General features: G+C 52.2%; 12 protein-coding genes. 9 read left to right on the forward strand and 3 right to left on the reverse strand.

The window, feature by feature from the left end; genetic code table 11:
- Window positions 1-80 precede the first annotated feature (80 nt).
- Entirely contained in the window at window positions 81-995 is a 915-nt protein-coding gene (locus tag HRU77_11435) for a LysR family transcriptional regulator (GenBank protein QOJ21243.1), read from the reverse strand.
- Window positions 996-1,331: 336 nt separating this feature from the next.
- On the opposite strand from HRU77_11435, the gene HRU77_11440 reads away from it, so the two are divergent.
- The 6 genes from HRU77_11440 (at window position 1,332) to HRU77_11465 (ending at window position 5,756) form a co-directional block, all read left to right on the forward strand.
- Entirely contained in the window at window positions 1,332-1,532 is a 201-nt protein-coding gene (locus tag HRU77_11440) for a hypothetical protein (GenBank protein ID QOJ21244.1), read from the forward strand.
- Window positions 1,533-1,649: 117 nt separating this feature from the next.
- Window positions 1,650-1,955 (forward strand): DUF190 domain-containing protein, encoded by a 306-nt coding sequence (locus HRU77_11445; protein QOJ21245.1) that lies wholly within the window; start codon window positions 1,650-1,652, stop codon window positions 1,953-1,955.
- A 419-nt stretch (window positions 1,956-2,374) separates the two neighbouring features.
- Window positions 2,375-3,748: a caspase family protein gene (locus tag HRU77_11450; protein QOJ21246.1), complete on the forward strand. Its 1,374-nt coding sequence runs from the start codon at window positions 2,375-2,377 to the stop codon at window positions 3,746-3,748.
- Window positions 3,745-4,095, forward strand: a complete 351-nt coding sequence (locus HRU77_11455; GenBank protein QOJ21247.1) for a hypothetical protein — start codon at window positions 3,745-3,747, stop codon at window positions 4,093-4,095. The genes HRU77_11450 and HRU77_11455 overlap by 4 nt, the downstream gene beginning before the upstream one ends.
- Window positions 4,096-4,290: 195 nt before the next feature.
- A complete protein-coding gene (locus HRU77_11460) occupies window positions 4,291-4,860 on the forward strand; it encodes a DUF4255 domain-containing protein (protein ID QOJ22154.1) in 570 nt (189 codons plus the stop codon).
- 104 nt (window positions 4,861-4,964) lie between these two features.
- The gene (locus tag HRU77_11465) at window positions 4,965-5,756 is read left to right on the forward strand and encodes a hypothetical protein (protein ID QOJ21248.1); all 792 of its coding nucleotides are present in this window, start codon (window positions 4,965-4,967) and stop codon (window positions 5,754-5,756) included.
- Between the two features lie 41 nt (window positions 5,757-5,797).
- Here the strand turns inward: HRU77_11465 and HRU77_11470 are convergent, their stop codons facing one another.
- A complete protein-coding gene (locus tag HRU77_11470; protein ID QOJ21249.1) occupies window positions 5,798-6,805 on the reverse strand; it encodes a hypothetical protein in 1,008 nt (335 codons plus the stop codon).
- Window positions 6,806-6,819: 14 nt separating this feature from the next.
- Window positions 6,820-7,008: a hypothetical protein gene (locus tag HRU77_11475; protein QOJ21250.1), complete on the reverse strand. Its 189-nt coding sequence runs from the start codon at window positions 7,006-7,008 to the stop codon at window positions 6,820-6,822.
- A gap of 231 nt (window positions 7,009-7,239) precedes the next feature.
- Here HRU77_11475 and HRU77_11480 point away from each other — a divergent pair, with 231 nt between their 5' ends.
- The 3 genes from HRU77_11480 to HRU77_11490 are packed head-to-tail and all read left to right on the forward strand — an operon-like array spanning window position 7,240 to window position 14,691.
- Entirely contained in the window at window positions 7,240-10,875 is a 3,636-nt protein-coding gene (locus HRU77_11480; protein ID QOJ21251.1) for a PAS domain S-box protein, read from the forward strand.
- Between the two features lie 13 nt (window positions 10,876-10,888).
- Window positions 10,889-11,314, forward strand: coding sequence for a response regulator (locus HRU77_11485; protein ID QOJ21252.1), 426 nt, complete (start codon window positions 10,889-10,891; stop codon window positions 11,312-11,314).
- A gap of 5 nt (window positions 11,315-11,319) precedes the next feature.
- A complete protein-coding gene (locus HRU77_11490) occupies window positions 11,320-14,691 on the forward strand; it encodes an EAL domain-containing protein (GenBank protein ID QOJ21253.1) in 3,372 nt (1,123 codons plus the stop codon).
- The last annotated feature ends 143 nt before the right edge of the window (window positions 14,692-14,834 follow it).

Raw genomic sequence — 14,834 nt, forward strand, 5'->3', positions numbered from 1 at the left:
ATTTCCAGATAAAGATAAAAATGAATTCGGTAAACAATGCAAGTAAATATACCTGCCAGGTTAAGTATTAAACACGATGTTCATTTTACTAAAGACCGGTCCCAATAAGGCATGTCGCCAACGTGTTCCGCTAGGAAATTAATAAAAGCGCGTATTTTTATGGGTAGATGTCGGCTGGGGAGATAGCAGGCGTAAATATGACGCTCCACGGATAAGTAGTCCGGCAGCGCCGTTTGCAGCCGTCCTTTTTGCAATTCCATGCCTATCGTATAAGTAGGCAGCAGGGCGATGCCCAATCCATACAGCACTGCTTGCGCGAGCGCATCGTTATCGTTGATCCGCAGGGTTCCGGATATCGGGACCTTGATCTTGCCTTCCGGTCCGTCGAAGCGCCAATAGCCTTGTTCGGGCGAAAGCGCGCAATCGAGACAGTTATGCTTTACAAGTTCCGCCGGAGTTTGGGGTGTGCCCCATTGTTGAAAATACTGTGGGGTTGCGCACAATATGCGGCGGACAGGCGCAATCTTGCGCGCTACCAGATTAGGATCGGGCTCATTGGTCACGCGGATTTGCACGTCGTACCCTTCTTCAATCAAATCGCCTGGATGATCGGTAATCGTTAAGTCAACTTTGATCTCGGGGTAGCGTGCGAGAAAACAAGGGAGCGCCGGAGCGATATGGCGCGTTCCGAATGAGCTTGGCGTGCTTACTTTCAGGGTTCCGCGCGGCTCGTCATGAAGGCTATTGATGGCCCGCTCGGCGTGTTCGGCTTCTTCCAGAATGCGTTTCACATGTTCCGACAGCGCAATGCCTGCTTCGGTCAGACTAAGGTGTCGCGTGCTACGGAGCAGTAAGCGGGTGCTGAGGTCTTTCTCAAGCTTCGCAACGGCTTTGCTCACCGCTGAACGCGAGATGTCCATGCGCCGAGCCGCCTCGGCAAAACTGCCTGTTTCTACCACCCGCGCGAAAATGACGAAAAGATTTAGATCTTGCATCGTGTCATTGTATCTAATTCGGAAACAAAATGTTTCGCTTTATTGGACTTATCACCAAGACATTCAATCTATATGATCTATTCCAAGGTGAGATATTTAATTTGTATCTTTATTAAGTGGGGTTTTTGTCATTGCATTTAAATGACTATTATATATCGATCCTTATTTTGTTTGTTCTTTGGTCACTGCAATTGAGGGTGATTGGTTGATAGGCCAGTAGTTTTATTGTCAACCTGAAAGAACGTATTATTAACCTGGATATTTATTCGAACCGGCGATGCGCTTTTTGCCGGTTGGTATGAATAACCGGTAAACATCCTAAAAGAGGAGTAATAAATGGAAACTAAAGAGTTATTAAAAGCACCGCAGCTGGTTGTAGTTTATGCAATCACGATTCTTTACACGATTACGTTTTACTTGGCCGCTTTTACAGAGCCGTCTGCGACGAAGAAACACTACAGGGTTTATCAGGTTGCCCAGGTGGAAACAGGTCATCCTGTTTATCTTGAAGCTATAAGAGATAACAGTTCGGGCTAAACGAAGTGTGGATTGCGCCCCCGTGATTGCGATCGGAAATCATTGAAATATGCCCACGGGGGCGTTCGATTTTCAAGTGATTGGTTAATAATTATCTGATATTGAGGAGAGGAATCGATGAATGAATCGATAATAATGAAAAGATTCGAAATCGTTATTGGATCGGAATATCTCGATCAGTTGACGGGATTGCTGGAAAGATCCGAAGTACGCGGATATACCCTTTTCAAGAATGTGGGCGGTTTCGGATCGCGCGGTATGCGTAATCCCGATGACGTTCTGATAACCGATGAAAACATTGTGATCATTCTCGCTTGCAAAGAAGACAGGGCGCAAAAAGTGCTGGATGAGCTCCGTATGGCAATGAAAGGCTTCGGCGGTATGTGCTTGGTTTCCAATTGTCATGTGCAGGCACCCGGATGAGGTGGATTGATTACGCCCTGTTTTCAATGCCAGACGAGTAGCCGGCATTAACTGCCATTCCGGATGGCGCCGGGGCGATAGTGCAGTTGTAATGGAAATTCGTTATGGGATTAACGAAATACTTTAAGAAGACATCCATAAGCGCTTATAAAGTAGCCGCTGCTGTATTCACCGGTTGAATTCACGATACCTTCCGTGATATTTCGTTAGTCCGCTTAAATTCCCGGTTCTCACGCGCCAGCTCATTGCCGGGTGCTGTGGCGGATCGCATCAAAATGTCTTGTTTTCCTGTGCCGATTGGATCACACTGAAAAAGAGTTTTGATTTATCAATCCTGCCGTTGGCGGATAATCAAACTCTGAGTGCATCATTTCTCTTGAAAAAGTAGTTCTATTTTTTCTATCTATGGGAGGCACATCATGGCAAAAGATTCTGCATTAATCAGCAAAATTAAATCCGGCATCGTCAGTAATCTTTCCTGGAGAGCTGCGCGTAACACCAATCTCCATATCGAAAACCAAGTACTCAAAAAAGGCGAAGTTGTGCTGGCGTATAAGCAGCGCATCGTCATGGAACGCAACTCCATCATGGTGTTCGCCGACGACGCGCCGCAGTTCAACTGGTCGCATCCTTGCCGCTTCTTGCTGCACGATGCGGAAACTGGGGATTTGTACAGCGAAGTGAATGCCCAGTTTCCGCCTTACATGACGGCTGAAGTTCCCAAGACTTTTCAGGCGTTTCATACCCCGATCAAGATCGCGGAACCTGAAATCTATTACCCCATTCTGCCGTGGCTGCGTTGTCCGATCCGCTGGAGGAAGGGGCAGCGCTACGCAGTCTTATTCTCCGGTGCTTCGAACAACCGGCATACCAACGATCTGGAGTTTCTTTACCGTACGCTGCGCGATATTTACGGCTTTCCCGCCGCGAATATCTTCGTGCTGAACTACGACGGCACGATCAACTATAACGGTAATCCGCATCCGGTGGTGAGCTGGCCGGGAGACAGCAGCGCTTACCGCATGCCGGTCAACGGAAAAGGCACGAAGGCCGATCTGGATGCGGTTTTTACTACGCTTAAGGCCAAACTAAAACCGGACGATCTGCTGTTGATTCATACCAACAATCATGGTGGGCATGATGGCACACAATCGTACCTCTGTACCTATAGCGGCGCGGACTACCTGGCGTACGATTTTGCCAATACGCTGGCGACGCTGCCCAAACACTATTGCATGATGGTGATGATGGAACAGTGCCACGCCGGGGGGTTTAACGCGCCAATCCTGGCGAAATCAACCGCCACGCACACCAGTGTTTCGTCCGCTTGCCTGGAATTGAACAACTCGATCGGCGGCGCGCAATTCGACCCGTTCGCGCGCGACTGGATTGCCGCAATGGCCGGGCACACGCCCTATGGCGGCGCGCTTGCATCCAACCCGGATACCGACGGATCGGGTAAGGTTTCGGCACGCGAAGCGCATAACTACGCCGATTCGGTGCACGATCCGTATGACACGCCGGTCTTCAGTCAATCCTCGGCGGCAGCCGGCAACTGTTTCCTCGGTCAGCGCTATTGGTACATTTGGCCGATTTATTGCCGCTTGCTGGTGGAAGCTTTGCAGCCTTACTATCTGCGCAAACCGATTCCGGAATTTTATGACGTGGTGCACAGCAAATTGATGCCGCAGTTGCAGGATATCGAGAGCAAGCTCGAAAGCGCTTCCGCGGCACAAGAGAAGGAATTGCGTGCCGCTGTCGGTGAAGCCGTGAAGAAAGCCTTAGGTAGATGATGGAATCCGATCCGAGCATCTTCGAGCGTGTGCGTGCTGTTTTTGGCGATGCAATACTGCTGAATGCGATTGTCTATGTCAGCCGTGAAACAGTCAGCGCCGGAACGCGTATTCACCTCGGCGATGCTCTGATCGACGTTCCCTGGGAGGCGCAGGTAACGTTTGTCGACCTTGAACCAAGAGCCAATTGGGGGCATCGTTGTGCTTACGTGGTATTTCAACTCGAGGGCGGCGAGGTTATCCGGAAAGACGCGCAAATGCCCCCTTTTCTCAAGCCCGGAGGAATGCCGTTCCGCTTGCTGTGGAAGGGAGGCGAAGCGCCCGAATGGGCGGTTGCTTCGCCGTGACATCGCAGAATGCCTGACTGGTGTGTGTTTGACAGCCAATCGGGCTTCCAGTACATTCGCCCGGAAGGAAATCATTTACTTGCCGCGTAATCGGTTGATGGCGGGTGACATGACTTCCAGTTTGCGCAGTTTTGTTATTGGGTCGAAGACAATGTTAATTTTTCCGCCGGAAACAGGGATTCTTGACTGCTTATGATGATTAACCTGGCTGTACAACTTTTGGCGACGCAGTTGAATCAGTATTTGCGGCGTACCTACAATCTGAATGAAGATGTTGTGGTGGTTTCCAATTTGCTGGAAATGGACGGCAGCATGGCGGCCAATATCAATAATAAATTGGTTGTTTCCCTGGTCAATATCGAGAAAGACAGCGTTCCGTTCCGGCAGGTAAGTCTGCACGAAGTCGGCGAGCGGGAAGTGCAAAGCAGCGTGCCGCTCTATTTCAATCTATACCTGATGATGACGGCCAATTTTACCGGCAACAATTATCCGGAAGCGCTGAAATTTTTATCCAGCACGATCCATTTCTTCCAGAAAAATCATGTCGTCACGCATCAAACAGCGCCCGAAATGGACGAGCGCATCGAAAAGCTGATTCTGGACATCGAGAACCTATCGATCCAGGATCTCAGTAACTTATGGGGTTCCTTGGGAGGGAAATATCTGCCGTCCATTCTGTATAAGGTACGCATGGTGGCTTTCGATACCGAGGATGTCGCCGGCCGTATCCCGGTTGTGGGCGAACCGCAGCCGATGGTGAAATAGTGACGGTCCCGGAAAAATCATAGGTTGACCGGACTGTGGGTGCTTATCGTCTTCTCGCGAGTGTGACTGTCGAGCATGCCTATTTCGCGGGGAAAAACTGCAAAATGCTGGAATTCGTTGCGGCGGAATTTTGCGCTGCCAAACTGAGGAATGCGGGGTTACTGGTCAAATCATCGCAAAGCGGCGTGGCGGTTTATTTCGATGAAGAGAAAATCGACATCTTGCGGTTGCACGCGGAAGATAACCTGACGCTGGCTTTCAAGGTGTTTTCCAAGGACAGCAATTTTTTCCGTTATACCTCTCCGGGAGCGCCGCCCGATAATGCGATACTTTTTTTCAGCAATCAGCAGATCACGCGCGCCGCTGCGGGTAAGCAAATGCTGCACCCCGATCCGAACGTCACTGCGGCGGCCTGGATGGAGCTGACCGCCGATCCCCTGCCCGAAATGCTGGAGCGCAAGGATTATTTCGTAAAACCGGTCTTTATTCTGCAATTGCTCATTACCGCCGGTAAACAAGGGTTGTGCTCGGATAAACTGGATGCCGCAGCGCGCCGGTTTTATATTCGCTTTGCCGCCAATCAGACGTTCTGGAAATACTACATTCTGGGTGATTTATCCAAACGCAATGTCTACATAGCGGACTTGGACAACGCTCTTCAATTTGAAAACCTGGGCAACACCCTGCTGCCCGGAAATCGCGAAGCGGTTCAACTGCAATCGTCAAAGGCGATCCCGCTGCATGAACAACCCGATCAGCGCCTGCAATTGAAGGAATCCACCGGCACGGGCGATAGAATACTGATCAAACGTCTGCCGAATGCGCGTGTGGATCAGGTGCACGGAGAAACGACTGGTGGCAACAGAGAGAATATTTCTGAAATTTATATCAGTTGATACAAATTTCTAATTCTTAATTCCCGTTTATTTTAATTCTGTCACCAATAGCCTGGAACGGTTTTGTTGATTTCATATTCCCCGAGAATTTCACTGAGTTCACCGGTATTTAAAAATTCCTGAAGATCGAATGTGAGATTAGCAAAGACCTGTTTCTGATCCTTGTCCCACGCCCACCATTGGTCGTTAAATACTTTAGGAGAAGCCGGCTCCAGCTTATTCAGATAATACCATTTGATCTTTTCGATACCCTTTAGGTAGCCATCCACTTCGGATTCGTTCTTTTTCTTGGCTTTACTGATCGCTTTGTTCACGATGAGATTCACTTTCGTATCCTTTTCCTGCAGTGTATGGCCGCTTTTGTTGGGTAGGGAATTGAAGAAAGGATTGTGGGTGATCGTTTTTTTGTAGCCCAGCGTAGTTGCGTCGCCTCGGTTCTGCCAATCGTTCCAATTATCCCATGTCCATTTCTTTCCTTTAAATTCGTACTCCTCAATGGAATAGTCAATTTGCGTCGGTGTATACTGCTCAATCGGATCAAGATTTGCTCCGGTGTGTACTCCGTATTGTGGCGTTACTTCCATTTTGAAGGCCCTGGCGGCCGCTCCTTTATAACGGGCATCATATAGTTTATTTTCCACATTATTTAGCATGTCCTGATTGGTGGAGATCAGGAGCGGTACGATGTTGCCCGGGCCTAGAGTGCCTCCATGTGAACGTGCCAGCATGTGCGCGCTTTCATAGGTGTTGGGTCTTAAACTCTTCACGTCGGCGGAAAAAGGTGTGTTTTGGACATCCGGGCCAAACCCGGTTTTGCCAAGTCTGGCAATGACTTTTGAGGGAACCGAGTAAGGCCCTTTTATCCAAGAATCGGAATATTGATACTGACTGTCGGGTAGTTTCGACGGGTAAATGGGTTCATGATCTAACCGCTCTCTGTTGCCGAATTTTTGTAACACGCCTTTGTAGCCGGGATGAACATTCGTACTGGTCAGGTTGGTAGCCGGTATTTCTTTTCTTGCGGTTTGGCGAGGCGAGCTGTGGATCATTGCCTTGGTCTGCGCTATTTTTTTGCTTGAGGGCTATTTTTTATCGTTTCGATCAGCTGCTTTTGCGCGGCCGTTCCAGGCCGATTGTCGGCAAATTCCGGTGTATCTCTGTTTCTATTTTGTTGCTGCAGAACACCATCGGCAGAGGCTTTGCTGGCGGACTGCTGATTCCTGCTGTTCGATACTTGTCCGATAAATTTCATTTTGCGATGGTGTGGCGTTAGGTTTGTGGAGAATGGCTAAAACATACAGCATGGGTTAATTTTATACCAGTCCTGTTCATCAGCTGGAAGGTTCGCATCGATCGGCTTAGTCTCGCAGCAGTTAAAAACCCTGTTGACAACATCAATTTTATTAAATAAAAATCATGGCCTTATAATGCATCCTCTGATTCCTGATGCGTGTTGACCGCCTTCTAAAAACGTGAGATGTTCATGCATGAGGTTCCACCCTATCAGCAGTTATTCGAGGCGAGCCCGCATCCGTATTTGATCCTGCGCGCGGATTCCGGCTTCACCATCGTCGCGGTGAACAATAAATACCTTGAGGTGACGGGCACCGGGCGCGACGCCATTGTGGGTCAAAGCATGTTCGATGTTTTTCCCGATAACCCGGAAGATCAAGCATCCACCAGCGTGCGTGACTTGCGTGCCTCGCTGAATCATGTGGTGAGTAAGAAACAAGCGGATGTCATGAGCGTGCAAAAGTACGATATTCCGTTGCGCGACGGCAGCGGCGCATTCGAACTCAAATACTGGAGCCCGGTCAACACGCCGGTATTGGATGCCGAAGGCCATGTCGCTTATATCATTCATCATGTGGAGGACGTGACCGAATACGTTGTCAGTCATGACAATAAAGCGCAGTTGAGCAGGGTGAAAGCGCGCGCGCAACGCATGGAAGCGGAAATCGTGCGGCGTGCGGCGGAAGTTAAGCAAGCCAATCGCGCCTTGAAAGCTGCAATGGAAGAGCTGGAGCAGCTGAACCGGCGCTTGACCGAGCTGGATCAACTCAAGTCGCAATTTTTTGCCAATATCAGCCATGAGTTACGCACCCCGCTCACATTGATTCTCGCACCGTTGGAGAGCCGCATGCAGCGGCTCATCAAAAACAATGCAGCAGCGCAGGAGCGCCAGGAAACCGAATTGCTGCTGCGCAACGCGCATGTTCTCCACCGGTTGGTCACCGATCTGCTCGATGCGACCAAACTCGAAGCGGGGCGCATGCAAATTCATTGGGCGCGGTTCGATTTGGCAAAGCTGGTGCGGACTGCGGCAAGTTACTTCGAATGGCTGGCGCAGGAGCGCGCCATCGCGTTGCAAGTGATTGCGCCGGAAGCTTGCGTGATCGAAAGCGATCATGAAAAGTTGCAGCGCATCTTGCTCAATCTGCTGTCGAATGCATTCAAGTTTGTTCAGGATAAAGGCTGTATCTCGTTACGGCTGACCGCAAGCGGAGATCGCGCGCAAATCGAAGTGCAGGATAATGGCCCCGGCATACCGGAGGATATGTGCGAGCGTGTATTCGAACGTTTTGTCCAACTGGAAAACGGTGCAACTCGTCGGTACCGTGGAACCGGATTAGGGTTGGCTATCGTCAAGGATTTCGTTCATCTGTTGCGTGGCGAGATTGAACTTAAAGAGCCGCCGGGTGGCGGCGCGCTATTCAGAATCACGTTGCCGTGTTCAGCGCCGGCTGGTGCGGTGCTATCGGATTCACCGGCCCTGCCCGACGAAAGCGGAGTGCATGAGGCCATCGCTGAGTTACGGGCTGGCGCGCGCCATCCGCCATCCGCCGTATCCGCTCCTGACGGTAATAAGCCCTTGGTGCTGGTGGTTGAAGACAATGCGGATATGAATCGCTTTCTCGCCGATACGTTGCAACCGGAATACCGGGTGGTTAGCGCCTTCGATGGCCGGCAAGGATTGGAACAAGCTTTGGCTGCACCGCCGGATTTAATCATTTCCGACGTAATGATGCCGGTGATGGACGGTGAGCAAATGGTGCGGCAGATGCGCAAACATGCCGAGCTGGAAGGGGTTCCCATCGTGATGCTGACCGCCAAGGCGGACGATGATCTGTGCGTGCGGTTGCTGAAGTTCGGGGTGCAGGATTTCTTGCATAAACCTTTCAGCGTGAACGAGCTGCTGGCGCGCGCCGGTAAATTGGTCGCCGAGTATCGGCATTCCCGTGAACAGTTGCGCGAAAGTGAAGCGCGCTTTCAAGCTACTTTTGAGCAAGCTGCCGTTGGTATTTCGATTGTTTCACTCGAGGGGTATTGGTTGCGTGTCAACCGCAAGCTTTGCGCTATCCTGGGTTACAGTCACGATGAACTGATGGCGCTGACTTTTCAGGATGTGACCTACCCCGATGATCTGGATGCGGATCTCGATAAGGTAAGGCGTACGTTGAGCGGTGAGATTGCGACTTATGCGATGGAAAAACGCTATATCCGCAAGGACGGCCGCGTGATCTGGGCCAATCTTCACGTTGCGCTGGTGCGTAAGCCCGATAACACGCCGGATTATTTTATTTCCGTTGTGGAAGATATCCAAAGCCGCAAGGAAACCGAAGCAAACTTCAAGGAAGCGAAGCGCATTGCCAATCTCGGGCACTGGACCTGGAACGGTGCCGGCGAGCAAACCTGGTCTGAGGAGCTTTACGCCATTTTCGGCCGTGATCCGGCTCTGCCGCCCGCCAATTATCAGGAAATAGCAGGCTATTACACCGCAGAAAGTTGGAACAGGCTGGATGCGGCGGTGCAAAAATGCTGGTGCGAAGGCATGGCGTTTGAGTGCGATGCCGAAGTGGTGCGGCCGGATGGTGTGCATCGCTGGACGATCTCGCGCGGAGAAGCGATACGCGATGCTGACGGTCGCGTCATTGCCATGCGCGGCACCGTGCAAGACATCACCGAGCGCAAGCTGGCTGAGGTGGCGCTGCAAGAAAGCGAGGAGCGGTTCAAATTGCTCATTGAGCATGCGCCGGCATCATTAGCCATGCTCGACCGGGAATTGCGCTATCTTGTCTGCAGCCAGCGTTGGCGCCGCGATTACAAACTGGATGAGGGTGATTTATCGGGGGTGTGCCATTACGATGTTTTCCCCGAGATCGGCGAGGAATGGAAAGCTATCCATCGCCGTTGTCTGGGCGGCGAAATCATTCGCGCCGACGAGGATCGTTTCGTGCGGGCGGATGGCAGTGTGCAGTGGCTGCGCTGGGAAGTGCGGCCCTGGTATCAAGCCGATGGCGCAATCGGCGGGATTGCCATGTTTACCGAGGATATCACTTACCGCAAACAAGCCGAAACGGCCTTGCAGCAGATGAATGCCGATCTGGAGGTGCGCATTACGGATCGCACAGCGGAATTAAAAGCGCTCAATCAGTCGTTGGAAAGTTTTGTGTATTCCGTTTCCCATGATTTGAAAGCGCCGTTGCGCGGTGTTGAGGGTTACAGCCGGCTTTTGGAAGAAGGTTGCGCCGATCAATTGGGCGACGAGGGGCGTTTGTTTATTCGCAATATACGCACGGGGGTGACGCGCATGAATGAGCTGATCAATGACTTGCTGGCGTATTCGCGTATGGAGCGGCGCCAGCTTGAATCCGATGCGCTGGATTTGTCCGTTCTGGTTCAGCAAGCGCTGGGGGAATGCCGTGAAGATATCGCCGCACATCAAATCGAAATTGCCGCGCATCTGCCGCCGCTCATGGTGCGCGGCGATCGCGAGGGCATGGCGTTGGTGCTGCGCAATGTATTGGAGAATGCGATCAAATTCAGTCAATACTCAGCGCATCCGCGTATCGAATTCGGTTCTGAGCAGGAAGGTAAACGGATTTCTTTGTGGATTCGTGACAATGGTATCGGTTTTGATATGAAGTATAATCAGCGCATATTCGAGATCTTTGAGCGCCTCCACCGACTGGAGGATTACCCCGGGACGGGGATTGGCCTGGCTCTGGTCAAGAAGGCCATGCAACGCATGGGCGGCCGGGTTTGGGCGCAGAGCGCGCCCGGCGAAGGAGCGACCTTTTATTTGCAGTTACCGGCAGCGCAAGAAAAACCGAAGTAGCGATAGAGTCATCATGATGAGTTCACGTCCGCCCATTCTCCTTGTTGAAGATAATCCACTGGATGTCGACTTGACCTTGCGTGCTTTCCAGCGGTGCAAACTGGCTAATCCGATTCTGGTGGCGCGCGACGGCGAGGAAGCGCTGGCCTGGGTGCCACGCTGGGAGAGCGGGGAAACCAAACCGGCGGTCATTTTGCTCGACTTGAAATTACCCAAGATCGATGGCCTTGCCGTGCTGAAAACACTGAAAGCGCATGCCGTGCTGCGCCGCATCCCGGTCGTGGTGCTGACCACTTCGGGAGAAGATTGCGATATTCAAGCCGCCTATGACCTGGGAGCCAATTCTTACATTATCAAGCCGGTCGGCTTTGATAATTTCATGAACGTAGCGCAGCAGATAGAGCTTTACTGGTGCGTGCTTAACGAATTGAACGGGTAACTGCGATGCGCGTCCTGTATATCGAAGATACCCTGAGCGATGCCGATTTGGCCCGGCGCACGCTGGCGCGAACGGCGCCCGACATCGAATTGATCGCGGTGACATCGCTCGCGGAAGGTCTGAAATGTCTCGACAAGCCTGACTATTACGATGTACTGCTGACCGATCTCAATTTGCCCGACGGTTCGGGGCTGGAAGCATTGGCCAACGTCAGGGAGCGGCGGCTGCCGCTGGCCGTGGTGATTATTACCGGGTCGGGCGATCACAATACGGCAATTGCGGCATTCAAAGCCAGCGCGGACGATTATCTGATCAAGGAAGGCGACTATCTGGAGCGGCTGCCGCGCATATTGCGCAGTGCGCTGGCACGCTTCCGCAGCAAAAGTGTGAACCGCAATCTGCTGACATTGCGCGTGCTGTACATCGAACATAACAGTTTTGATATCGATCTGATGCGCCGTCATTTGGCTCAGTATGCGCCGCACATTCATTTGTCCGCGGTGACCAGCGCGCAAGAGGCTTTGGCGCTGCTGCCGGCCGGTCCGGAGCAGGCGGCCGATTTCGATATCTTGCTGATCGATAACCGCCTGCCGGGAATGGACGGTCTCGAGTTTGTCAGGCTGTTGCGCGAAGAGCGCAAGCTGGAACTACCCATCGTGCTGGTCACCGGGCAGGGCAGTGAAATGGTGGCTGCGCGCGCATTGCATTTGGGTGTGGAAGATTATTTATCCAAACATGAAGGTTATCTCTTCGAGATTCCCGCCACATTGGAAAAAGCGCAGCGGCAAGCCGAACTGGTGCGCGAGCGGATCAGCCTGAAACAAACCAGTTTGCGCCTTTCTCATTTGCTGGCCACCAGCCCGATGGTGCTGTACAACCTTCGTTTCACGGCAGATGCATTGCAGTCTGTTTGGGTCAGCGAAAATATCGAGCGGCTGCTGGGCTATACGGTAGAAGAAGCACTCGTTCCGGATTGGTGGCTTTCCCACTTGCATCCGGATGACCGTGAATTGGTAGCGGCGCGTCAATTAACGCTGCTCACCGATGATCAACTGACGCACGATTATCGTTTTTTTCGCCGTGACGGACGAATCGTCTGGATTCTCGACGAGCTGCGGCTGATACGGAATGCCGACGGTCAGCCGCATGAAATTGTCGGCGCCTGGTTGGATATCAGCGAGCACAAGCGGGTTGAATTAATCCGGCGAGCGCATCAATCGGCATTGGATTTGATCGTCGCCAATCAACCGCTGGCGGTGATTTTGAGCGATATCGCCAAACACCTCGAAGCGATCAATTCCGACATGCTGGTTTCCATTTTGCTATTGGATAAACATGCGGGCCGCTTGAAGCATGGGGCTGCGCCCAGCTTGCCAGATGATTACAACGCAGCGATCAATCGACTGATGGTCGGCGACGGCGCGGGTTCCTGCGGCACGGCGACCTGGCGCGATGAAGCGGTGATCGTTTCCGATATCGATCGTCATCCGTATTGGCAGCCTTATCTGGAATTGACGCGCAAAGCCGATCTTCACGCCTGCTGGTCGTTGCCGTTCAAGGACGAAAATGGCGATGTGCTGGGTACTTTCGCCATTTATCACCACATGCCGTGCGAGCCCTCATCCGCCGATCTGGCGCTGATTCATGAGTTTGCCTCCATCACGGCACTGGCGGTGCAAAAAGTCTATGCGGCGGAAACCTTAAGGCAGGCTGCGGCGGTATTCGAATCCACCCGCGAAGGCGTTGTGATCACTGATCTGGAGCCGCGCATTTTGGCAGTCAACCGCGCGTATACGGAAATTACCGGTTATGGCGCAGCGCAAGCACTCGGTAAGAATCCGAAAATTATCAAATCGGGGCGCCACGACAAATCGTTTTATCAAGCGATGTGGGCCGGATTGCTGCAGGAAGGTTATTGGCATGGAGAAATCTGTAACCGCCGCAAAAACGGTGAAATTTATCCGCAATGGCTGACAATCACCACAGTCCGCAACGACAAGAATGAGCCCTGCAATTACGTCGGGGTTTTTACCGATATTACGCAAATGAAACAATCCGAGGCGCGTCTGGCGCATCTGGCGCACTACGATCCGTTAACCGGCTTGCCGAACCGGCTGCTGGTGCAATCACGCCTGCTTCACGCTATTGAGCGCGCGCAGCGGCACAATTTCCGTATTGCGGCACTTTGTCTCGATCTCGATCGTTTCAAGAATGTCAACGACAGTCTCGGACATCCGGTCGGCGACGAGCTTTTGATTATGCTGACTGCGCGCTTGAAAAACCGCCTGCGCGAGGAAGATACGCTGGCGCGCTTGGGTGGCGACGAGTTCTTGCTGGTGCTGGAGGATGTCAAAGAGCCAAGCGAGCCTGCAACCGTTGCGCAAACTATGATTGATTTGCTCGCTACCCCGTTTGTTTTGCCGAGCGGGCACGAAATCTTCATTAATGCGAGTATCGGCATCAGTCTTTTTCCGGATGACGCGCGCAATGTCACGGAATTGATTCAGCATGCGGATATGGCGATGTATCTGGCGAAAAAAGAAGGACGCAGCACCTATCGCTACCACACGGAAGCGTTGAGCATTGCCGCAAATGAGCGCCTGGTGATGGAAAATCATTTGCGCCACGCACTCGCAGCCGGAGAATTCATTCTGCACTATCAGCCGCTGATCGATGCCCGTAGCGGCCGGGTGGTCGGCGCCGAGGCGTTGGTGCGCTGGCAGCCGCCGGGCAAGGAAATGGTGCCGCCGGGGAAATTCATTCCGATTGCGGAAGAAACCGGTTTGATCGTGCCGCTCGGCGAATGGGTGCTGCGCACCGCCTGCGCGCAAGGGCGCGCCTGGATCGATGCCGGTCTGCCGCCGCTCGTGATGGCGGTCAATTTGTCGGTGCGGCAGTTTCAATCGGCGGATCTGGCCGAAGTGATCCAGCGCGTGCTGGAAGAAACGAAACTGCCGGCGGGTTGTTTGGAGCTCGAATTAACCGAGAGCATGTTCATGGAACACGCGGAACGCTCGATTGAAACGCTAAAAATGTTGAAGGCGCCGGGAATTCAACTGGCGATCGACGATTTCGGCACGGGTTACTCGTCATTGACGTATCTGAAGCGGTTCCCGATTGATAAGCTCAAGATCGATCAAAGTTTCGTGCGCGGTTTGGCGCACGACCCCAACGATCGTGAAATTGCCGCAACGATTATCGCCATGGCGCGCAGCCTGAAATTAAGCGTGCTGGCGGAAGGTGTTGAGTCGGAACAGCAGTTAGCCTTCCTGCGTCAGCATGATTGCGATTATTATCAAGGTTTTTTGTTTCACCGGCCGGTGCCGGCCGTAGAGCTTGAAGCCTGGTTACGTGAGCATGCAGCACGTCAATCATGATTGCACTTGCTGCCGGAAGTAGGAATTAACGGCGTTAATTTTGCCAATTTTTTACATAACGCTTGAGTATTGATACTACATCCGCTAAGCTGCGCTATGTTCAATTTAAACAAGGTTGTAGGCTGGACTTATCAAGTTGGGTG

Source organism: Gammaproteobacteria bacterium, assembly GCA_015709615.1.
Lineage (GTDB): Bacteria > Pseudomonadota > Gammaproteobacteria > Burkholderiales > Nitrosomonadaceae > Nitrosomonas.

Bases quoted from the DNA above. Each gene is read 5' to 3' on its own strand.
- HRU77_11490 (QOJ21253.1), top strand. From the start codon at position 11,320: ATGCGCGTCCTGTATATCGAAGATACCCTGAGCGATGCCGATTTGGCC.
- HRU77_11445 (QOJ21245.1), top strand. From the start codon at position 1,650: ATGAATGAATCGATAATAATGAAAAGATTCGAAATCGTTATTGGATCG.
- HRU77_11470 (QOJ21249.1), bottom strand. From the start codon at position 6,805: ATGATCCACAGCTCGCCTCGCCAAACCGCAAGAAAAGAAATACCGGCT.
- HRU77_11480 (QOJ21251.1), top strand. From the start codon at position 7,240: ATGCATGAGGTTCCACCCTATCAGCAGTTATTCGAGGCGAGCCCGCAT.
- HRU77_11475 (QOJ21250.1), bottom strand. From the start codon at position 7,008: ATGAAATTTATCGGACAAGTATCGAACAGCAGGAATCAGCAGTCCGCC.
- HRU77_11450 (QOJ21246.1), top strand. From the start codon at position 2,375: ATGGCAAAAGATTCTGCATTAATCAGCAAAATTAAATCCGGCATCGTC.
- HRU77_11465 (QOJ21248.1), top strand. From the start codon at position 4,965: ATGCTGGAATTCGTTGCGGCGGAATTTTGCGCTGCCAAACTGAGGAAT.
- HRU77_11435 (QOJ21243.1), bottom strand. From the start codon at position 995: ATGCAAGATCTAAATCTTTTCGTCATTTTCGCGCGGGTGGTAGAAACA.
- HRU77_11460 (QOJ22154.1), top strand. From the start codon at position 4,291: ATGATTAACCTGGCTGTACAACTTTTGGCGACGCAGTTGAATCAGTAT.
- HRU77_11455 (QOJ21247.1), top strand. From the start codon at position 3,745: ATGATGGAATCCGATCCGAGCATCTTCGAGCGTGTGCGTGCTGTTTTT.
- HRU77_11485 (QOJ21252.1), top strand. From the start codon at position 10,889: ATGATGAGTTCACGTCCGCCCATTCTCCTTGTTGAAGATAATCCACTG.
- HRU77_11440 (QOJ21244.1), top strand. From the start codon at position 1,332: ATGGAAACTAAAGAGTTATTAAAAGCACCGCAGCTGGTTGTAGTTTAT.